Origin of the sequence: Streptomyces polyasparticus (assembly GCF_014493765.1) — a bacterium.
Lineage (GTDB): Bacteria > Actinomycetota > Actinomycetes > Streptomycetales > Streptomycetaceae > Streptomyces > Streptomyces polyasparticus.
Map to the genome: position 1 here is coordinate 257,535 of NZ_JACTVJ010000001.1, position 20,643 is coordinate 278,177.

At 72.0% G+C, this 20,643-nt stretch carries 17 protein-coding genes; 13 read left to right on the forward strand and 4 right to left on the reverse strand.

Translation table 11 applies throughout. From position 1 onward, the window contains the following. The first annotated feature begins 64 nt into the window (after positions 1-64). The 6 genes from H9Y04_RS01035 to H9Y04_RS01060 all read left to right on the forward strand — a co-directional run bounded on the left by H9Y04_RS01035 (position 65) and on the right by H9Y04_RS01060 (position 11,144). Positions 65-3,577 (forward strand): ATP-dependent helicase, encoded by a 3,513-nt coding sequence (locus H9Y04_RS01035; RefSeq protein ID WP_187811674.1) that lies wholly within the window; start codon positions 65-67, stop codon positions 3,575-3,577. A 77-nt stretch (positions 3,578-3,654) separates the two neighbouring features. After that, positions 3,655-4,341: a hypothetical protein gene (locus H9Y04_RS01040; RefSeq protein ID WP_187811675.1), complete on the forward strand. Its 687-nt coding sequence runs from the start codon at positions 3,655-3,657 to the stop codon at positions 4,339-4,341. 82 nt (positions 4,342-4,423) lie between these two features. Next, positions 4,424-8,032, forward strand: coding sequence for an ATP-dependent helicase (locus H9Y04_RS01045; RefSeq protein ID WP_187811676.1), 3,609 nt, complete (start codon positions 4,424-4,426; stop codon positions 8,030-8,032). 194 nt (positions 8,033-8,226) lie between these two features. Further along, a complete protein-coding gene (locus tag H9Y04_RS01050; protein ID WP_187811677.1) occupies positions 8,227-9,624 on the forward strand; it encodes a dipeptidase in 1,398 nt (465 codons plus the stop codon). A gap of 79 nt (positions 9,625-9,703) precedes the next feature. Continuing rightward, positions 9,704-10,657 (forward strand): NAD(+) diphosphatase, encoded by a 954-nt coding sequence (gene nudC, locus H9Y04_RS01055; protein ID WP_187811678.1) that lies wholly within the window; start codon positions 9,704-9,706, stop codon positions 10,655-10,657. Between the two features lie 43 nt (positions 10,658-10,700). Beyond that, positions 10,701-11,144, forward strand: a complete 444-nt coding sequence (locus H9Y04_RS01060; RefSeq protein ID WP_187811679.1) for an OsmC family protein — start codon at positions 10,701-10,703, stop codon at positions 11,142-11,144. On the opposite strand, the gene H9Y04_RS01065 is transcribed toward H9Y04_RS01060, so the two are convergent. After that, positions 11,141-12,091, reverse strand: a complete 951-nt coding sequence (locus H9Y04_RS01065; RefSeq protein ID WP_187811680.1) for an adenosine kinase — start codon at positions 12,089-12,091, stop codon at positions 11,141-11,143. The two genes, H9Y04_RS01060 and H9Y04_RS01065, sit on opposite strands and share 4 nt — an antisense overlap. A gap of 76 nt (positions 12,092-12,167) precedes the next feature. On the opposite strand from H9Y04_RS01065, the gene H9Y04_RS01070 reads away from it, so the two are divergent. Continuing rightward, positions 12,168-12,434, forward strand: coding sequence for a glutaredoxin domain-containing protein (locus H9Y04_RS01070; RefSeq protein WP_187811681.1), 267 nt, complete (start codon positions 12,168-12,170; stop codon positions 12,432-12,434). Between the two features lie 78 nt (positions 12,435-12,512). On the opposite strand, the gene H9Y04_RS01075 is transcribed toward H9Y04_RS01070, so the two are convergent. Further along, positions 12,513-12,755 carry a mycoredoxin gene (locus H9Y04_RS01075; protein ID WP_165332969.1) on the reverse strand — a complete coding sequence of 81 codons (243 nt, stop codon included), beginning with the start codon at positions 12,753-12,755 and terminating at the stop codon, positions 12,513-12,515. Positions 12,756-12,873: 118 nt separating this feature from the next. On the opposite strand from H9Y04_RS01075, the gene H9Y04_RS01080 reads away from it, so the two are divergent. The 5 genes from H9Y04_RS01080 to H9Y04_RS01100 all read left to right on the forward strand — a co-directional run bounded on the left by H9Y04_RS01080 (position 12,874) and on the right by H9Y04_RS01100 (position 16,890). Continuing rightward, a complete protein-coding gene (locus tag H9Y04_RS01080; protein WP_308800815.1) occupies positions 12,874-15,129 on the forward strand; it encodes an ATP-dependent DNA helicase UvrD2 in 2,256 nt (751 codons plus the stop codon). 209 nt (positions 15,130-15,338) lie between these two features. Then, entirely contained in the window at positions 15,339-15,686 is a 348-nt protein-coding gene (locus H9Y04_RS01085; protein WP_438818056.1) for a hypothetical protein, read from the forward strand. A 173-nt stretch (positions 15,687-15,859) separates the two neighbouring features. Beyond that, positions 15,860-16,225, forward strand: a complete 366-nt coding sequence (locus H9Y04_RS01090; protein WP_187811682.1) for a WhiB family transcriptional regulator — start codon at positions 15,860-15,862, stop codon at positions 16,223-16,225. After that, positions 16,222-16,545, forward strand: a complete 324-nt coding sequence (locus H9Y04_RS01095; RefSeq protein ID WP_187811683.1) for a putative WhiB-interacting protein — start codon at positions 16,222-16,224, stop codon at positions 16,543-16,545. Before H9Y04_RS01090 ends, H9Y04_RS01095 begins: the two co-directional genes overlap by 4 nt. A 111-nt stretch (positions 16,546-16,656) precedes the next feature. After that, positions 16,657-16,890 (forward strand): hypothetical protein, encoded by a 234-nt coding sequence (locus H9Y04_RS01100; protein WP_187811898.1) that lies wholly within the window; start codon positions 16,657-16,659, stop codon positions 16,888-16,890. Between the two features lie 148 nt (positions 16,891-17,038). On the opposite strand, the gene H9Y04_RS01105 is transcribed toward H9Y04_RS01100, so the two are convergent. Together H9Y04_RS01105 and H9Y04_RS01110 are read right to left on the reverse strand one after the other, a co-directional pair. Further along, complete coding sequence (locus H9Y04_RS01105; RefSeq protein WP_187811684.1) at positions 17,039-18,454, reverse strand: ABC1 kinase family protein; 1,416 nt, start codon at positions 18,452-18,454, stop codon at positions 17,039-17,041. Continuing rightward, entirely contained in the window at positions 18,447-19,724 is a 1,278-nt protein-coding gene (locus tag H9Y04_RS01110) for a ThiF family adenylyltransferase (protein ID WP_187811685.1), read from the reverse strand. The genes H9Y04_RS01105 and H9Y04_RS01110 overlap by 8 nt, the downstream gene beginning before the upstream one ends. Before the next feature lie 152 nt (positions 19,725-19,876). Here H9Y04_RS01110 and H9Y04_RS01115 point away from each other — a divergent pair, with 152 nt between their 5' ends. Beyond that, complete coding sequence (locus tag H9Y04_RS01115; protein ID WP_187811686.1) at positions 19,877-20,545, forward strand: M48 metallopeptidase family protein; 669 nt, start codon at positions 19,877-19,879, stop codon at positions 20,543-20,545. Positions 20,546-20,643 lie beyond the last annotated feature (98 nt).

Here is a 20,643-nt window from a genome sequence, read left to right on the forward strand (position 1 = left end):
CCTGACCGCGACCGTCACAGCCACCGCTTTCCACTCCGTACACCCACCAGGACCGGCGATCCACGTGAGTTCCTCCACTTCCGACCGGCGCACTCCGGACGCTTCCACGCGTCCGGGGACCCATGGTGCGTATCGCCTGGTGCGTACCCGGCCGCCGCGTGTGGATCCCCCTCGTCTTGACGCAGCTCAGCGCGCGGTGGTTGACCATGAAGGCGGACCGCTTCTCGTTCTGGCCGGACCCGGCACCGGCAAGACCACCACGCTCGTCGAGGCCGTCACGCGGCGCATCGAGGAGGGCACGGACCCCGAGCGGATCCTCGTCCTCACCTTCAGCCGCAAGGCGGCCGTCGAACTCCGCGACCGGATGGCGCTCAGGATCGGCGGCGTGCGGGCGCCGCAGGCCTCCACGTTCCACTCCTTCTGTTACGCGCTGGTCCGCGCCCATCAGGACGTCGACCTCTTCGTGAACCCGCTGCGCCTGCTCTCCGGACCCGAGCAGGACGTGATGGTCCGCGAACTGCTCGAAGGCGAGCTGGAACTGGCCGCCGAGGGCCGTGCCCTGATCCGCTGGCCCGAGGAGCTGCGCGCCTGTCTGACCACCCGCGGCTTCGCCGACGAGGTCCGCGCGGTCCTGGCCCGCAGCCGCGAACTCGGCCTCGGCCCGGACGCCCTGGCCGACTTCGCCCGCCGGATCGGCCGCCCCGACTGGAACGCGGCGGCCGGCTTCCTCGCCGAGTACCTCGACGTCCTCGACGCGCAGGGCGTCCTCGACTACGCCGAACTCGTCCACCGCGCCGTGCTCCTCGCCCGCCGCCCGGACGTCGCCGCCCAGCTCGCGCTGCGCTACGACGCGGTCTTCGTCGACGAGTACCAGGACACCGACCCCTCCCAGGTGCGCCTGCTGCGGGCGCTCGCCGGCGACGGCCGCACCCTGGTGACCTTCGGCGACCCGGACCAGTCGATCTACGCCTTCCGCGGCTCGGACGTGAACGGCATCCTCGACTTCCCGGACGCCTTCCCCCGTAAGGACGGACGCCCCGCGCCCGTCGAGGTGCTCACCACGTCCCGCCGCTCGGGCGCGGAGCTGCTCGCCGCGACCCGCCTGGTCACACGCCGCATGCCGTTGCCGCGCCTGCCGGTCGAGAAGGTCCGCCGCCACCGCGAGCTCTCGGCGCTGCGCGAGGGCGGCGGCGTCGAGGTCTACACGTATCCGACCCCCGGCACCGAACTCGACAACATCGCCGACCTGCTGCGCCGCGCGCACCTGGAGGACGGCGTCCCATGGTCGGAGATGGCGGTCCTGGTGCGCGCGGGCGCGCGCACCATCCCCGGCATCCGCCGCTCCCTGACGGCCGCCGGCGTCCCCCTGGAAATCGACGGCGACGACCTGGCCCTGCGCCACGAACCGGCCGTCGCCACCCTGCTGCTCGCGCTGCGGGCGGTGGCGGAGGGGGTGCTTTCGGTACGGGGAGAGGGCGATGAAGCCGTACGGGAGGCGGGTGCTGAAGCCGTACGGGGAGAGCGTGATGAAGCCGTACGGGAAGAGCGCGTTGAAGCCGTACGGGAAGAGCGCGATGAGGCCGTACGGGAAGAGCGCGATGAAGCCGTACGGGAGGACGAAGCCGAAGCCGCGACCGGCGAGGCGTCCGCGCGCGACGAGGCGGACGAGGCAGCCGCACGCGACGGCAGCGTCGCCCCCTCCTGGCTGTCCACCGAGACCGCGCTCACCCTCCTCAGCTCCCCCCTCGCCGGCATGGACCCCGCCGACCTGCGCCGCCTCGGCCGCGCGTTGCGCGACGAGGAGCGGGCCGGTGGCAACCGCACGCCCCGGCCCTCCGACGAGCTCCTCGCCCGCGCACTCGCCGAGCCCGAACGGCTCGCCGCGCACGACCCCGCGTACGCGAAGGGCGCCCAGCGGCTCGGCGCGCTGCTCCTGAAGACCCGCGAACTGCTCGCCGGCGGCGGCACCGCGGAGGACGCCCTGTGGGAACTGTGGGACGGCACCCCGTGGCCCCTGCGCCTGGAGCGCGCCTCCTACCGCGGCGGCGCCGCGGGCCGGAACGCGGACCGCGATCTCGACGCGGTGTGCGCCCTGTTCGCGACCGCGGCCCGCGCCGAGGAGCGCACCGGCGGCCGCGGCGCGCTCAACTTCCTGGAGGAGGCCGAGGCCGAGGACATCGCCGCGGACACCCTCACCAAGCGGACCGTGCGCCCCGACGCCGTACGCCTGATGACCGCCCACCGATCCAAGGGCCTGGAGTGGCGGCTCGTCGTGGTCGCCGGCGTGCAGGAGGGCCTCTGGCCCGATCTGCGCCGCCGCGGCTCGCTGCTCGAAGCCGACCGCATCGGCCGCGACGGACTCGCCGAACCGCTCACGCCGGGCGCGCTGCTCGCCGAGGAGCGCCGCCTCTTCTACGTGGCCGCGACCCGTGCCAAGGAACGGCTCGTCGTCACCGCCGTGAAGGCACCGGCCGAGGACGGCGACCAGCCCTCGCGCTTCCTCACCGAACTCGGCGTCGAGGCCAAGGACATAACGTCCCGCCCCCGCCGCCCCCTGTCCGTCGCCTCGCTCGTCGCCGAGCTGCGCGCCACCACCGTGGACCCGCGCGCCTCCGAGGAGCTGCGCGAGGCCGCCGCCGTACGGCTGGCCAAACTCGCCGCGCTCAGCGACGAGGACGGCCGCCCGCTCGTGCCCTCGGCGCACCCGTACCGCTGGTGGGGCATGTACGAGCCCACCCACAGCAAGGTCCCGCTGCGCGACCGCGACCGCCCCGTCGCGCTCTCCGGCAGCGCGCTCGACCAGCTGGCCAACACCTGTTCGCTGCAGTGGTTCCTGGGTCGCGAGGTGAAGGCCGACGCCCCCGCGAGCGCCGCGCAGGGCTTCGGCAACGTGGTCCACGTCCTCGCCGACGAGGTCGCCTCGGGCCGTACGCCCGCCGACCTCGACGTCCTGATGGCCCGCCTGGACTCCGTATGGGACTCGCTGTCCTTCGACGCGCCCTGGAAGTCCGCGCAGGAGAAGCAGAACGCGCGGGTGGCCCTGGAGCGCTTCCTGCGCTGGCACGTGGACTCCAACGCGACCCGTTCGCCCGTCGCGAGCGAGCACGGCTTCGACGTGACCCTGGAGACGGGCGACGTCGAGGTCCGTATCCGCGGCTCCATGGACCGCGTGGAGACCGACGCGCAGGGCCGCGCCTATGTCGTGGACTTCAAGACCGGCAAGAACGCACCCACCGCCGCCGAGGTCGAGCGCCATCCGCAGCTCGCCGTCTATCAGCTGGCGGTCCGCGAGGGCGCGCTCGACGAGGTCTTCGACGGGGAGCGGCCGCAGCCGGGCGGCGCCGAGCTCGTCCATCTGCGCCAGCCCGCGCCGAAGAAGGACGGCGGCGAGGCCCTGCCCCGAGTCCAGGCGCAGGGCCCGCTCAACGAGGGCGAATGGGTCGGCGACCTGCTCGCGAACGCCGCGGGCAAGGTCCTCGACGAACGCTTCCGGCCCTCGTCGGGCCAGCACTGCACCCACTGCTCGTTCCAGGCCTCGTGCAGCGCCCGTCCGGAGGGGCGTCACATCGTCGAGTGAGCGTGTGGGCCCTTTGCGTCCCCTTTCTCCCGTTAGGGTCCGGGTGTCTTCGATCACATAACGGGAGGAATGACGCAATGCGCCTGTACGGGAAGTCGCTCGCCGCGGTCGGCATCGTGGGCCTCGCCCTGACCGGATGTTCGAGCGGCGGCGGTGAGCAGAGCTTCGACGGCAAGAGCGCCGGCACCATCGCGGACGAGGCGACCGCGGCCATGAAGTCCGCGAAGTCCTTCCGCCTCGTCACCGACGGCGAGCAGCGCGGCCAGCGCACCAAGGTGGAGATGGATGTCGCCGCGAGCGGCACCTGCCGCACGAAGATGGACCTCCCGATGGTGGGAGTGGTCGAGTCGGTCACCGTCGACGGGGCCTCGTACTCCAAGGGCGGGCCCGACTTCATGAAGATGGCGCTCGGCGGCGAGGCGGCGGCGAAGGCCGCGCAGGGCCGCTGGGTGAAGTCCCCCGACAAGGCGGCCGACACCACCTGCCGTATCGAGTCGCTGTTCACGCCGGACGGGCTCAAGGGAGCCACGCGCGGCGCGGACTCCACGGTCGACGGCCGCCGCACGGCCACGCTGACGAAGTCCGAGCAGAACAACAAGGTGACGGTGCACGTGGCGGCCGAGGGCAAGCCCTACGTGCTGCGCATCGAGACGGACGGGCCCGCGAAGAACACGGCCACGTTCTCCTCCTTCGACGAGCCCATCGTGGTCAAGGCGCCGCCGGCGTCGGAGGTCGTGCAGGGCAAGAAGATGGGCAGCAGCTGACCCGCGTCGAACGGGGGTGGGTTCACGCCCACCCCGTCCGACGGCACCCCCGGATGTCAGAGCGCCCCAGTAGCCTCGGAGCGTGCCCGCAAGACTCACTCACCCCGATCAGCTCAAGGAGCTGCTCGGCATCCCCTTCACCCCGGAGCAGACGGCCTGCATCACGGCCCCGCCTGCCCCGCAGGTGATCGTGGCCGGAGCCGGGTCGGGGAAGACCACGGTGATGGCGGCACGCGTGGTGTGGCTGGTGGGCACGGGCCAGGTCGCCCCGGAGCAGGTGCTCGGCCTGACGTTCACCAACAAGGCGGCCGGTGAGCTCGCCGAGCGCGTCCGGGCCGCCCTGATCAAGGCGGGCATCACCGACCCGGAGACCCTCGACCCGGACGACCCCCCGGGCGAGCCCGTGATCTCCACGTACCACGCCTTCGCGGGCCGCCTCCTGACCGACCACGGTCTGCGCATCGGCATCGAGCCGACCGTGCGCCTGCTCGCCGACGCCACCCGCTTCCAGCTCGCCGCCCGCACCCTCCGCGAGGCCCCGGGCCCCTATCCGAACCTCACCCGCTCCTTCGCGGACCTCGTCAGCGATCTGCTCGCGCTCGACTCCGAGCTCGCCGAGCACCTCGTACAGCCGGGTGCTCTGCGCGCGTACGACCGGGAGCTCCTCCGGGAGTTGGAGGGCGCCAAGCTCAGCAACGCCGAGCTGCGCAAGGTCCCCGAAGCCGCGGCCGCCCGCCTCGAACTGGCCGAGCTCGTCGGGCGCTATCGCGAGGCCAAGCGCGCCAAGGACGTCCTCGACTTCGGCGACCAGATCGCGCTCTCCGCCACCCTCGCCGACACCCGGCCCGAGGTCGGGGCGATCCTGCGCGACGAGTTCCGGGTGGTTCTGCTCGACGAGTACCAGGACACCTCTGTTGCCCAGCGCATCCTGCTCTCCGGCCTGTTCGGCGCGGGCACCGGCCATCCCGTGACCGCGGTGGGCGACCCCTGCCAGGCGATCTACGGCTGGCGCGGCGCCTCGGTCGCCAACCTCGACGACTTCCCCGAGCACTTCGCGTACGCCGACGGCCGCCCCGCCGCGCGCTTCTCGCTCTCCGAGAACCGCCGCAGCGGCGGCCGCCTCCTCGACCTCGCCAACACGCTCGCCGAGCCGCTGCGCGAGCTGCACGCCGGTGTCGAGGCGCTGCGCCCCGCCCCCGGCGCCGAACGCGACGGCGTCGTACGGATCGCGCTGACGCAGACGCACGCGCAGGAGATCGACTGGCTAGCGGACTCGGTCGCGCACCTCGTCCGTACGGGCAAGGAGCCCAAGGACATCGCCGTGCTCTGCCGCACCGCGGGGGACTTCGCCGAGATCCAGGGAGCGCTGGTCGCCCGGGACATCCCGGTCGAGGTGGTCGGCCTGTCCGGACTGCTCCACCTGCCCGAGGTCGCCGACCTCGTCGCCGTGTGCGAGGTGCTGCAGGACCCGGGCGCCAACGCCTCGCTCGTCCGGCTGCTCACCGGGCCCCGCTGGCGGATCGGACCGCGCGACCTCGCGCTGCTCGGACGGCGGGCGCGCATGCTCGTCCACCACGCGCAGGATCCAGACGACGACGATGCGGACGCCCGGCTCGCCGCCGCCGTCGAGGGCATCGACCCGGCCGAGGTGATCTCGCTCGCGGACGCGCTCGACACCTTCCTGGAGCCCGCGGACTCCGCCGACACCGATCTGCCGTTCTCGCCGGACGCGCGCGTCCGCTTCGCGCGCCTGGCCACCGAGCTGCGCGAACTGCGCCGCTCGCTCGCCGACCCCCTGATGGACGTCCTGCACCGCGTCCTCGCCGTCACCGGCCTCGACGTGGAACTCTCCGCGTCCCCGCACGCGCTCGCCGCCCGCCGCCGCGAGACGCTCTCCAACTTCCTCGACATAGCGGCCTCGTTCGCCGCCAACGACCCCTCCGCCTCGCTCCTCGCCTTCCTCGCCTTCCTGCGTACGGCCGCGCAGTACGAGAAGGGTCTGGACAACGCGCTGCCGGGCGGCGAGAACACGGTGAAGGTCCTCACGGCCCACAAGTCCAAGGGCCTCGAGTGGGACGTGGTCGTGGTCCCCGGCCTGGTCACCGGCACCTTCCCCAGCGGCCAGGGCCGTGAGAAGTGGACCGCCCAGGCCAAGGTCCTGCCGCACGCCCTGCGCGGTGACGCGGTCACGCTGCCCGAGGTCGGCGACTGGGACAGCCGGGGCCTCAAGGCGTTCCAGGAAGACATGAAGGACCACCAGCGCACCGAGGAACTGCGCCTGGGATACGTCACGTTCACGCGCCCCCGCTCCCTCCTGCTCGGCTCCGGCCACTGGTGGGGCCCGACCCAGAAGAAGAAGCGCGGCCCGTCCGACTTCCTCCAGGCCCTGTACGAGCACTGCGCGGCCGGTCACGGCGAGATCGAGGTGTGGGCGGACGAGCCCGCGGACGACGCCGAGAACCCGGCCCTCGCGGAGGCCTCCGCCGAACACGCCTGGCCGCTCCCGCTCGACGACGAGTCCCTCGCACGCCGCCGTGCCGCGGCGGCCACGGTCCTCGCCCACCTCGACGCGCTCCGCAACGCCCAGCCGTCCCACGGCCACGACGACCCCCACCCGTCCGCTTCCGTGGCCGCCGTCCCCAGCGACGAGGCCCACGAGGACGCGTACGACCCGGAGTGGCCACCGGAGCCGGAGGACGCGGAGGAGCTGTACGAGGAGCTGTACGCGGAGGACGAGGAGGTGTTCGGGGCGGACGAGGAGCCGGCCGACTGGGACAGCCTGCCGCACCAGCGCCCGGACGCTGCGCCCTCGCGCACGCAGGACGCCCATCCTGCGGACCGGGCTGCCGGCGATACCCGCCCCGCGGACAGGGCCCGAGGCGTCGGGGAGCAGGCCCGCGAGCCGCGTCCCGCGGACCGCACGCACGACGTCCGCCCCATCCCCGTCCCCACCTACGTCCGCCCCACCCCCGTTCCCCGCGCCCGCACCCCCCGCACCCCCGAGGACCTGCGCACCGTCGCCTCCTGGGACCGCGACCTCGAAGCGCTCGCCACCGAGCTGCAGCGCTCGCGCCGCGCCTCGCACGACGTGCCGCTGCCCGCCTCGCTCAGCGCCTCGCAGGTGCTGCGCCTGTCCACCGACCCCGACGGCCTCGCCCGTGAGCTGGCCCGCCCGATGCCGCGCCCGCCGGCGCCCTCGGCCCGGCGCGGCACGCGGTTCCACGCCTGGGTCGAGTCCCGCTTCGAGGCGCTCGAACTCCCGCTCCTCGACCCGGACGAACTGCCCGGAGGCGACGCCGAGATCGCCGACGAGCACGACCTCGCGACCCTCAAGGACGCCTTCGAGCGCACGGCATACGCCCACCGCACCCCGTACGCGATCGAGGCGCCCTTCCAGCTGGCGATCGCGGGCCGGGTGATCCGCGGCCGCATCGACGCGGTCTACCGCACGCGGACCACCGAGGGCACCACGTACGAGATCGTCGACTGGAAGACGGGCCACGGCGGCACGGCCGACCCGCTCCAGCTGGCGATCTACCGCCTGGCCTGGGCGGAACAGCAGGACGTCCCCCTGGACAAGGTGACCGCGTCCTTCGTCTTCGTCCGCACGGGCAAGATCACCACCCCGGAACACCTGCCCACCCGCGAGCACCTGGAACGGTTGCTCACATTCAGCCCCTGCGGCGATTGAGCAGATCCGCACGAAGTGCGGATGCGGGGTCCGGGGCGGAGCCCCGGTTGCGGGAAGGGGCGGGGAGAAAAGCCCGCCGCAGGCGCAACCGCCCCGCACCCGGCGACGAGACCGCAACAAACCGCAGCGCACCCGAGACGGCCACCCCACCCGCCCCACCAGGGCACACACAAACCCTCCGTTAGGCTCGACGCATGAGCCAGACCCCGGACAACGCCGTCCGCCAGTACATCGAGCAGAACAGCGAAGCCTTCCTCGACGACCTCAAGGACTGGCTCCGCATCCCCTCCGTCTCGGCCCAGCCCGAGCACGCCGACGATGTACGCCGCAGCGCGGACTGGCTCGCCGCCAAGCTCAAGGAGACCGGCTTCCCGGTCACGGAGGTCTGGGAGACGGCCGGCGCCCCCGCCGTCTTCGCCGAGTGGCCGAGCGACGACCCCGACGCCCCCACCGTCCTGGTCTACGGCCACCACGACGTCCAGCCCGCCGCCCGCGAGGACGGCTGGGACACCGACCCGTTCGAGCCGGAGACGAAGGGCAGGCAGCTCTACGCCCGCGGCGCCGCCGACGACAAGGGTCAGGTCTTCTTCCACACCCTGGGCGTCCGCGCGCACCTCGCGACCACGGGCCGCACCACCCCCGCCGTGCACCTCAAGCTCCTCATCGAGGGCGAGGAGGAGTCCGGCTCCCCGCACTTCCGCACCCTGATCGAGCAGCACCGCCGCCGCCTCGCCGCCGACGCCGTGATCGTCTCCGACACCGGCATGTGGTCCGAGACCACCCCGACCGTCTGCACCGGCATGCGCGGCCTCGTCGAGTGCGAGCTCTCGCTGTGCGGCCCGGACCAGGACATCCACTCCGGTTCGTTCGGCGGTGCGGTGCCCAACCCGGCCACCGTCGCCGGCCGGATCGTCGCCGCGCTCCACGACGCGGAGAACAAGGTCGCGATCCCCGGCTTCTACGACGGCATCACCGAGCTCACCGACCGCGAGCGCGCCCTCTTCGCCGAGCTGCCCTTCGACGAGCAGGAGTGGCTGCGCACGGCCAAGTCGTACGCGGCCCACGGCGAGCAGGGCTACTCCACCCTGGAGCGCATCTGGGCCCGCCCGACCGCCGAGGTCAACGGCATCGGCGGCGGCTACCAGGGTGCGGGCGGCAAGACGGTCGTCCCCTCCAGCGCCTTCGTGAAGCTCTCCTTCCGCATCGTCGCGGGCCAGGACCCCGCCCGGGTCGAGGCCGCCATCACGCAGTGGGTCGAGGCACAGATGCCCGCCGGCATCCGGCACACGCTCACGTTCAGCGGCGCCACCCGCCCCTGCCTCACCCCGCTCGACCACCCGGCGCTCGAAGCCGTCGCGCGCTCCATGGGCCGTGCGTTCGAGCAGCCGGTCCGCTTCACACGCGAGGGCGGTTCGGGACCGGCCGCCGACCTTCAGGACGTACTGGAGTCGCCGGTGCTCTTCCTGGGCATCTCCGTACCGTCGGACGGCTGGCACGCACCGAATGAGAAGGTCGAACTCGATCTGCTCATGAAGGGCGTCGAGGCCGCCGCGTACCTGTGGACCGATCTGGCCGGCTCGCTGCGCACCTGACGCCCGAGGCCGCCACCACCTGCCGTATCCGCCGCCGTAGCCCTAAGTGCCCTTTCCATCGGGGGAGTTGGAAGTTCCTGTGACCACCTGGACCGACCGCACCGCTGACCGGCCCATCCCGCTCACCGCGCCGAGCGGCATCGACCGCGAGGCCCACCACCGTCTCGACGAGGCCTGGCTCGCCGCGGCCTGGAGCCACCCCACCACCCGGGTGTTCGTCGTCTCCGGCGGCCAGGTGCTCATCGACGACACCGCCGACGGCGGCACCGAGATCGTCATGACGCCGACCTTCGAGGCCCCGGACACCGAAGTGCACCGCTACTTCCTCGGCACCGACGAGGACGGCGTACGGTACTTCGCGCTGCAGAAGGACACGCTGCCCGGCCGCATGGACCAGTCCGCGCGCCCGGCGGGCCTGCGCGAGGCAGGACTGCTGCTCTCGCCGCGCGACGCGGGCCTGATGGTGCACGCGGTGGCGCTGGAGAACTGGCAGCGCATGCACCGCTTCTGCTCCCGCTGCGCCGAGCGCACCCAGATCGCCGCCGCCGGCCACATCCGCCGCTGCCCCGCGTGCGGCGCCGAGCACTACCCCCGTACGGACCCGGCGGTGATCATGGCCGTCACGGACGAGGAGGACCGCCTCCTGCTCGGCCGTCAGGTGCACTGGCCCGAGGGCCGCTTCTCGACCCTCGCGGGCTTCGTGGAGCCCGGCGAGTCCATCGAGCAGTCGGTGCGCCGCGAGGTCTTCGAGGAGGCGGGTGTGACGGTCGGCGAGGTCGAGTACGTCGCGTCCCAGCCCTGGCCCTTCCCGTCCTCGCTGATGCTCGGCTTCATGGCCCGTGCCACCTCCGCCGAGATCAATGTGGACGGCGACGAGATCGAGGAGGCCCGCTGGTTCTCCCGTGACGAGCTGCGCGCCGCCTTCGAGTCCGGCGAGGTCATCCCGCCGTACGGCATCTCCATCGCGGCCCGTCTCATCGAGCTCTGGTACGGCAAGCCGCTCCCCAAGCCGCTCCCGGCCACGGGGTCGTAACCTGCCTTACAGGGTCATTTCCGGGCGAAAGGCGTAGGAACCGATGGCCGACTACCGCATCGAAACCACCCGCAACGGCTACCGCGACTGGACCGCCCGCAACGAACGGGGCGCCGAGGTCCGGATGGCCGCGGCCGACGACGACTCGGCCCAGCCGTCCTTCACTCCCGTCGAGCTGCTGCTCGCGGCGATGGGTGGCTGCAGCGGCATGGTGCTCGACCGCACGGCACGCGCGGTCGAGCACGATGACCTCGCGATCACCATCGAGTCGGTCTCGACCCCCGAGGACGACGGCCGGATCGGCAAGATCCGCGTCACATACGAGCTGGACATCCCCGCCGACGCCAACAACGGCAAGGCGGCCGAGGTCTTCGCCCGCGGTGTCCGCCTCACCCACGAACAGTTCTGCACGGTCAGCCGTACGGTCGAGCACGGCGCCCGGGTCGAGGCGATCCTGCCGGACGGCTCGGTGGGGTTCGAGGGCTAGAGGCGCGACACTGTGGGCTTCGAGGGCTGGACGCGCGGCGTCGCGTCCAACTCCGCGGCGCGGGCGACGAGTTCGGCCCTGCTGATCGCGTCCGTCTTCGTCGACGGGACCGTACAGGCGAAGGCCCCCGCGACCGCCCCGTACAGAGCGCACCGCTCCAAGTCTTCGCCGCCGAGCCACCCGTAGAGGAAGCCGGCGGCGAAGGCGTCCCCCGCACCGTTCGAGTCGACGACGGGCGCCGGGGGCACGACGGCGGGCACCTTCGTGAGCTGCCCGTCCGCCAGCATCAGGGCGCCCTCCGCCCCCGCGGTCGCGACCACCACCCGCGCCCGGCCGCGCGCCGCGATCTTCCGTAGCGTGCGCTCCGGATCGGAGAGCGCGGCCGCGGACAGGAAGACGAGGTCCGCCTCGTACGCGAACTGCTCGTGGTACGGGTTCTCGCCGTCCCAGTTGTGCAGATCCGTCGAGACGGTCGGACCGGCCTCCCGCAGCAGCGGCAGCGCGAAGGCGCACGGATACGTGATCACGACATGGGCGTGCCGGCTCGCCCCGGCCAGCTTCCGTACGGTCGCCTCGGGCAGCCGGTCCGACTCCTGGGAGCGCGAGTCGTCGTACAGCGAGAGCCGCCGCCCGTCGGGACCGACGAGATTGACCGCGCGCTTCGTCCCGCCCGGCATCGGTACGAAGGTGCAGGGGATGTCACGGTCGCGGTGCAGCGCCCGGACGAGCTCGCCTTCGTGGTCGTCGCCCAGCATGTCCAGGTGATGGGTGCGCAGCCCCAGCGCGGCGACCGAGACGGCGACGAAGTCCCCGCTCTGTCCGGCCCGCGTGACGATGCCCGGCCGGATCATGTAACTGTCGGCGAACGGCAGCGGCAGCTCCGGCACATGGACGATGGTGTCCACGCCGGCGCCGCCCAGGACGAGGACATCGGTCTCGGTGCGCATGTGATCCTCTCGACTGCGAGCGGGGGAGTAGCCTGCTGGACCATCTCCTCATACGGAGACGGCGATCGGGGGCGTGATGAGCAACAACGAGGGCGTGACGGTCTATTGGCGCCCGGGCTGCCCGTACTGCATGCGTCTGCGCCTGGCCCTGCGCCTGCGGCGACTCCCGCGCACCGAGGTCAACATCTGGGAGAACGCGGACGCGGCGGCCTTCGTCCGCTCGGTCGCGGACGGCAACGAAACGGTCCCGACCGTCGTGGTCGCCGGCCACGCGATGGTCAACCCCTCGCCGGGCACGGTGATGGCAGAGGTGCGGGGCCGGGCGCCGCATCTGCTGACGTAGACGACCGAGGCGAACCAAAAGGAGCGGGCCCCGCCGGAAAACCGGCAGAGCCCGCTCACTCAGGTCCTACGGGCGCGCTCAGGCGCCGACCTTCTGCTTCACCTGGGCCAGCGAAGGGTTCGTCAGGGTCGAGCCGTCCTCGAAGAGGACCGTCGGCACGGTCTGGTTGCCGCCGTTCGCCTTCTCGACGAACGCCGCGGACTCCGGGTCGTGCTCGATGTTGATCTCCTTGTACGCGATGCCCTCGCGGTCCAGCTGCTTCTTCAGCCGCTGGCAGTAGCCGCACCACGTGGTGCTGTACATCGTCACAGTGCCCGGCATGTCTCTCGCGCTCCTTAAAGATCCCGGTGCGGGGTCGCACTTCGTGCTCGCACCTGGGGAGAACGTACGTCAGGCCTGCGCCATTCCCACAAAGGTCCGCTCATTAGTACGACCGATAGTGCCCCCCTGTGGACAAGCGGCACGGGCTGCTCCCGAGACCTGGCAGCATGGCGGGGTGACAGCTGCAACGCCTTCCCCGCTGTTCCCGGACGTCCCGGGAAGCGCAGACGCCGTGCTCGACGGGCTCGACCCCGAGCAGCGCGAGGTCGCCACCGCCCTGCACGGGCCGGTGTGCGTGCTCGCGGGAGCCGGTACGGGCAAGACGCGCGCCATCACCCACCGCATCGCGTACGGGGTGAGGGCCGGAATCCTCCAGCCGTCGAGTGTGCTCGCCGTCACGTTCACCAACCGCGCCGCGGGAGAGATGCGCGGCCGGCTCCGCCAGCTCGGCGCGACCGGGGTGCAGGCGCGCACTTTCCACTCGGCGGCGCTGCGCCAGCTGCAGTACTTCTGGCCCAAGGCCGTCGGCGGCGGCATGCCACGCCTGGTGGAGCGCAAGGCACAGCTGGTGGCGGAGGCCGCAGCCCGCTGCCGTATCCGCCTCGACCGGGGCGAGCTGCGCGATGTGACCAGCGAGATCGAGTGGTGCAAGGTCACCCAGACCGTCGCCGAGGACTACCCGGCGGCCGTGGTGAAGGCGGGCCGCGACGCCCCCCGCGATCCGGCCGAGATCTCCCGTATCTACACGCACTATGAGCAGCTCAAGCAGGAGCGCGGCGTCATCGACTTCGAGGACGTGCTGCTGCTCACGGTCGCGATCCTGCAGGACCGCTATGACATCGCCGAGCAGGTCCGCGCGCAGTACCAGCACTTCGTCGTGGACGAGTACCAGGACGTCAGCCCGCTCCAGCAGCGGCTGCTCGACCTGTGGCTCGGCGAGCGCGACAGCCTGTGTGTGGTGGGCGACGCGAGCCAGACGATTTACTCGTTCACGGGCGCGACCCCGGACCACCTCCTCAACTTCCGTACGCGCCATCCGCAGGCCACCGTCGTCAAGCTGATCCGCGACTACCGCTCGACCCCCCAGGTCGTCCACCTCGCCAACGGACTGCTTGCCGCCGCGAAGGGCCGCGCCGCCGAACACCGCCTCGAACTGGTCTCGCAGCGCGAGGGCGGCCCCGAGCCCGTCTATGCCGAGTACGGCGACGAGCCCACCGAGGCCGAGCACACCGCCCGCAGGATCCGCGACCTCATGGCCGCGGGCACCCCGGCGAGCGAGATCGCGATCCTCTTCCGTACGAACGGGCAGTCCGAGCTCTACGAACAGGCCCTCGCGGACGCCGGCATCGCCTACCAGCTGCGTGGCGCCGAGCGCTTCTTCGAGCGCCAGGAAGTACGCGAGGCGGGCGCCGCCCTGCGCGGCGCGGCCCGCTTCGGCGGCAATGACTCGCTGCTCGACGATGCCGTGGACCTGCCCTCGCAGGTGCGCGCCGTCCTGTCCACCAAGGGCTGGACCAGCCAGGCCCCGGCAGGATCGGGCGCGGTCCGCGACCGCTGGGAGTCGCTCGCCGCCCTGGTGCGCCTCGCCGAGGACTTCGCCGCGGCCAAGGCGGACGCCACCCTCGCCGACCTGGTCGCCGAGCTCGACGAGCGGGCCGCCGCCCAGCACGCGCCCACCGTCCAGGGAGTCACCCTCGCCTCGCTGCACGCGGCCAAGGGCCTGGAGTGGGACGCGGTGTTCCTGGTCGGCCTGACCGAGGGCATGCTGCCCATCGCGTACGCGACGACCGATGAGCAGGTCGAGGAGGAGCGGCGCCTGCTGTACGTGGGCGTCACCCGCGCCCGGCGTCATCTGTCCCTTTCGTGGGCGCTCGCGCGCTCGCCCGGCGGCCGGGCGAGCCGGCGGCCGAGCTCCTTCCTCGACGGACTGCGCCCGGGCTCCGTGGGCGCGGGGCTCCGGCGGGCCGGGGGAGTGTCGGGCGGCTCGTCCGTCGAGCGCGGCACCCGAGGTCCCGCGCGCAAGCCGCGCGCACCCGTGCCCTGCCGCGTCTGCGGACGCACCCTCACCGACGCCGGCGAGCTCAAGCTGATGCGCTGCGAGGACTGCCCCTCCGACATGGACGAAGGGCTCTACGAGCGGCTGCGCGACTGGCGTGCGGAGCGGGCTGAGGAGATCGGTCAGCCCGCATACTGCGTGTTCACGGACAAGACGCTCATAGCGATCGCGGAGAACATCCCGGACGACGAGCAGGCGCTCGCGCGCATCCCCGGGGTCGGCAGAAGAAAACTTGACCGCTTCGGCGCCGACGTCCTCGCCATCTGTGCAGGTGAGGCGCCTGCGACGGGAGTTGCGGAAGAGGACGAGGGTGTCTGAGGAAAACTCGTCGAAAAAATAGTTTGCGCGCGCCCGACGAAGACCCATAGGTTCTTCAAGCACGGAGACGGGCGCTTCATGAGGCCCTGAAACGGACGCTTCCTGAAGCCCGGATTCCGTGTTGTACTTGAAGACCTTGAACATCAGCGACTGGTGACTGTGGCAACACAGCACCACCGGTCCCGAGACGCCGAGAGGAGGCGAGTCCAGTGATCAGCATCATCAACCGCACCAAAATGACCGACGTTGACCGCTCGGTCGTCGCCACCTGCCCGCTCGGTATCTCGCTCCTGGGCACCGGTCTGTCCGGCGTTCGCGCCGGCCGTCTGGCCGCCCCGGCTCCCATTGCCGCTTCCGTGGATTCCGTCTCGCTGCTCGCCAGTGAGCGTCTCCTCGGCGGCAATGAGCGACCGACCAAGGCACCGGAAGCAGTAGTGGCACAGGCGCAGGCCTATGCCTTTGCGGCGGCCGGTGCCGGATCCCGGAAGCAGACGACGACGCAGCACCAGCACATGTGGGCCTTCCGCGGGCTCGAACCCTGGAGTGATCCAGCCTGATCGACGATCAGGCCGGCGCCTTCAGGGCCGCGGAACCCCATCCGGGATCCGCGGCCCTTTCGTTTGTCCCGAACCGGACGGACGAAGCAGAAGGAGCCATGGAAATGCAGTACCTGGTACCAGCCGCCACCCGGCCGACCGGCCGGAACGACCAGACGAGGACGACACACACCGTGCCTACCGAAACGCACGCCCCGTCAGTACCGCCTTCAGAGACGTACCCCCCGCCCGGCCTTCAGGAGAACACCTTGACTCCCCTCACCGCGCTCACCGCGCTTGACGACGCCATCGAGAACCTCGGTGTACCCGTCCCCTGCCGCTCGTTCGACCCGGAGGTCTTCTTCGCCGAGTCGCCTGCGGACGTCGAGTACGCCAAGTCGCTCTGCCGTACCTGCCCGCTGGTCGAGGCCTGCCTCGCCGGTGCGAAGGAGCGGCGCGAGCCCTGGGGTGTCTGGGGTGGCGAGCTGTTCGTCCAGGGTGTCGTCGTCGCCCGCAAGCGGCCGCGTGGCCGCCCGCGCAAGAACCCGGTCGTCGCATGAGCATCACCGGAACCATCGACCGCCCCCTGACGCACGACCCCATGAAGCAGGCCCCCATGAAGCCGTCCACTGAGCCCCGTAGCTCCAGCACCATCTCTGACTTCTCCCACGCCGGCGTGATCGACTCACGCCAGAACAGGACCCGCGAAATGCAACTCCAACCAGAAGCCCTGGCACGTGCACACATGCACGACCGACTGCGCGAGGCCGACGCCGAGCGCGAGGCGGTCCGCCTCGTGGCCGCGCGCCGGATGCAGCGCCGTGCGGAGCGAGCCTCGCTCCGTGCGCGCCGCGCCCTCGCGATGGCGGTCATGAGCTGACCGCCGCAGCCAGTTTGATCCTTCCGTGAACCGCGGGGGCCGTCCGAACCGGGCGGCCCCCGCGGTGCGTTGTGCCCGCGGCCGCCGTGGAAACGGGTCTATCGTCGCGGTGTGGACCAGCGCCCCGAGGAAGCCGACACCGCCACCGGCCGCGGGCAGGCCGAAGACCACCGCATGCCGGCCGGCGAGCAACTCGTCTGCGCCCGCTGTGGGATCACGGCCGCCCCGCCCCGGCCGACCTGGACCTGCTCCGTGGAGAACGGCAGCCGCCACTACTTCTGCGACGACTGCTCGCGCGAGCATCTCCGGGCGATCGAGAGCCGGTTGGACTCGTCCTGGTGGTGAGTGCGCAGGCCTCCGCCACCGTCTCCTCGGCGGCGAGCGCGCAGGCCTGCGCCACTGTCCCCTCTGCGGTAGGCGCGCAGGCCTCTGCCACCGTCTCCTCGGCGGTAGGCGCGCAGGCCTCTGCCACCGTCTCCTCGGCGGTGAGCGCTCAGGCCTCCGCCGCGGTCTCCTCGCCCTCGTCCTCTGCTTCCTCCGCTTCGGCGAGTGTCTCCACGAACCCGGGCAGCCACTCCTCGAGTTCCTCCCGCATCCGTACGGTCGCCCCCAGCTGGCACAGCACCCCGATGGTGCTCAGCGTGACGCGGTGGATCAGGAGATAGGCGGGCGGAAGATTCAGCCGCTTGCCCAACTGGTAGGCGGGGGAGCGGGGATCGCCGATCCGCGCGGCCTGGCTGCGCATCCAGCCGCGCGTGAACGTGAACTCCTCGGCGAGCGCCGGCTCGATGATCGGCAGTAGATAGTCGAGCACCGCGTCCGGTTCGAGGTCGATGCTCTCCTTGACGAAGCCCTCCTCGCACAGCATCGCGTACACCTCGTCGGCCTCGCCCTCGAGCGCCATCCGCAGCGCAAGGCCGATGGTCTCGGGCAGCCCGCCGGGCAGCCGGTCCACGGTCCCGAAGTCGAGGACACCAAGGCGCCACCCGGCAACATCGGAGCCGTCCTCGGAGTCGTCGGCATCGTCCGCCCCGGTCGGCACCAGACGGAAGTTGCCCGGGTGCGGGTCCGCGTGCAGCAGGCCGGTGCGGGCAGGACCCGAGAAGAGGAAACGCGTGAGCAGCTGGCCTGCGCGGTCGCGCTGCTCCTCGGTGCCCTCGGCTATCACCTCGGAGAGCGGGATGCCGTCCATCCACTCCGTGACCAGGACCTCCTCGGCCTGGTACACCACCGCGGGCACCAGGACATCGGGATCGCCCGCGAACTCCTCGGCGGTGGCACGCTGCGCGGCGGCCTCGAGCCCATAGTCGAGCTCCTCGGAGACCCGGTCGCGCAGCTCCGCGATCAGCGGCTTGATGTCCATGCCCGGGATGAGCGGGCCGAGGAGACGGGCGAACCGGCTCAGCTGATTGAGATCGGAGAGCAGCGCCTCGCCCGCGCCCGGGTACTGGACCTTCACGGCGACCTCACGGCCGTCGTGCCACACGGCCCGGTGCACCTGCCCGATCGAGGCGGCGGCCGACGGCTTGTCCTCGAACTCCTCGAACAGTCCGCGCCAGTCCTCGCCGAGCCGCTCGGCGAGCACCGCATGCACGGTGCGCGTCGGCATCGGGGGCGCCGCTTCCTGCAGCTTCGTGAGCGCCGCGCGATACGGGCCCGCTATCTCCTCGGGCAGCGCCGACTCGAAGACGGACAGCGCCTGCCCGAACTTCATCGCTCCGCCCTTGAGCTCGCCGAGCACCTTGAACAGCTGCTCGGCGGTGCGCTGCTGCAGCTCCTTGCCCACGATCTCGGCCGACTTGCCGCCGATCCGCTTGCCGAGGCCCCAGGCGGAGCGCCCGGCGAAGCCGAGCGGCAGCGCGGCCAGTTTGGCGGTTCGGGTGACCGCCTTGCGAGGAAGATCAGACATGCGCCCCTCCTGCTCCGGAAACCGGACTCCCAGTCCGGGGACCGGACTGCCGCGCCTTGACGGGCGGTTGGTGACCTCCGCGTCCTGTCACGCGTCGGGTCTGCACGCTCATTGTCTCCTGCGGTGTTGGATCTTCTGAGGCGGTATCGGGGTTGGGCTGCACGGACGCCTGCCGCGCCTGTGCCCAGCTGGTTTGTGCCCCGCAAGGGCACGCGGGATGCGGACGCAGCGGAATCGACTGCCAGGCGAGCCGGGGCAGGGTGAGCTCCCAGCGGTGTCCGGTGGCGGCTGGTATGTCCCCGTCGAGGTGGGCGAGCGCCTGAGCGGCGGCGAGCCCGGCGACCGCGGCCGACAGGGCGAGCGCCCCGGCCGGTACGGGAGCGCCGCGTCCGGTCCGTACGGCTCCGCCGGAGCGCCACTGGGTCAGGAGCAGAGGCCAGGCCGGATCCTCCGCGATCCGCTGCCGCTCGGCACAGCCCGCGCAGGGGGAGTGGCCGGGAAGGACGAGCGGCCCGGCGAATCCGGTTGCTTCGAGCACCCCCGCATAGAGATGGGGAACACCCCGGGCGACCAGATGCTCCGCCTCGGCGGGGTCCGGCGCGTAGGCCGCCAGGCCGTCACGCGGGGTGAGGACGACGAGGCCGTACCCGCGGCGGGGGCGGGTGGCGCAGCCGGACGCGCATCGACGCACAAGCCGTCGCGCGGCATCCGCTCTGCGCTCCCCGACGGCCGTGCCGGGCAGCCCGCCGGGCGTCACGTCCCACGGCTCCACGCGCCCGCTGTCGACCACATCGACCCGCCCGACCCCCGCGGCCGAAAGCAGCGCGGCCACCTGGGCGCCGACCCGTCCGGCCCCGCGCACCTGCACGCTCTTCCGCCCGCGCCAGGCCAGCCGGCGGATGCCCGCACCAGGTGCGCCGTCGACCAGGGAGAGCGCGGCCGCCTCGGGGGCAAGGCGGTCGGCGGCCTCCGGCCGCGCACGTAAGCGATCGACGGCCGGATCGCCCGCGCCCGCGGTGGCGTCGTCGAGCAGCCCGGCCGCGGTGAGGCGGTCGAGCAGGGCGTCCACCTGACCCTCCGGCAGGCCCGCGGCCCGGGCCTCGGCCCGCAGCAACGGCACCCCGCGGGTCCCGTCGAGCATGCGGAGCAGCCCGAGCATGCCGAGCGCGACCGGCCCGAGCGTCCGGGCATGCGCAGGGGTGACACCGAGCTGAAGGGTCGTGAGATCACGCCAGGCGTGGCGCAGCGAGGTCTTGAGTCGCGGGTGCATGCGGACACCGTGCACCAGGTCCCGTCGGCCCTGCAGAAAGTTGTCCACAGGCAGGCAGATAAGTCGTACAAACGCGACCCGTCCGCAGGCCGCCAGGCCCGAACCCGCCCGGAGACGGGACTTCCGCCATCCACAGCCGGTAACGTCGGGGCGTGCCCGCCGACCCACTGCACCGCGCCGGAAGTCCACAGCGCAGCACGAAGCACCAGCCGCCACGCGGCTCGGCGGCGAGCGCGGACCAGGCGGGTACGGGACAGGCCGGTACGGATCACGCGGAAGCACCGGAGTCGGGCCTGGACAAGGGCCAGGTCGAGGTCCGCCGCAGCGCCCGCCGGCGCCGCACCGTCTCCGCGTACCGCGAGGGCGACCGCACCATCGTGCTGATCCCCGCCCGGATGTCCGAGGCCGAAGAGCAGCGCTGGGTCGGTGTGATGCTCGACAAGCTCGCAGCTCAGGAGAGCAAGCGCCTCCTCGGCGACGCGGAACTCGCCGAACGCGCCGAGCTGTTGTCCGAGCAGTACTTCGAGGGCCGCGCCCGCCCCGTCTCCGTACGCTGGGTGACCAATCAGAACACCCGCTGGGGCTCCTGCACCCCGGCCGAGGGCAGCATCCGGCTCTCCCACCGGCTGCAGGGCATGCCCGAGTACGTGGTCGACTACGTCCTCCTGCACGAGCTGGCCCATCTGCTCGTGCCCGGTCACGGGCCCCGTTTCTGGCGCCTTCTGGAGGCGTACCCCCGTACCGAAAGAGCTCGCGGCTACCTCGAAGGAGTGGTGGCCGCCGAACGTCTTCCGCATCTTCCGGCCGCCCGCACCGAATAATCACAACCCGGCGGTCGTGAAGCCGCTGTGTACCGAGTCTGTCCCGGCTTGGCCCATGCCCAGGATTTGCGGTTAGCCTGACGCGCGACGCACACATC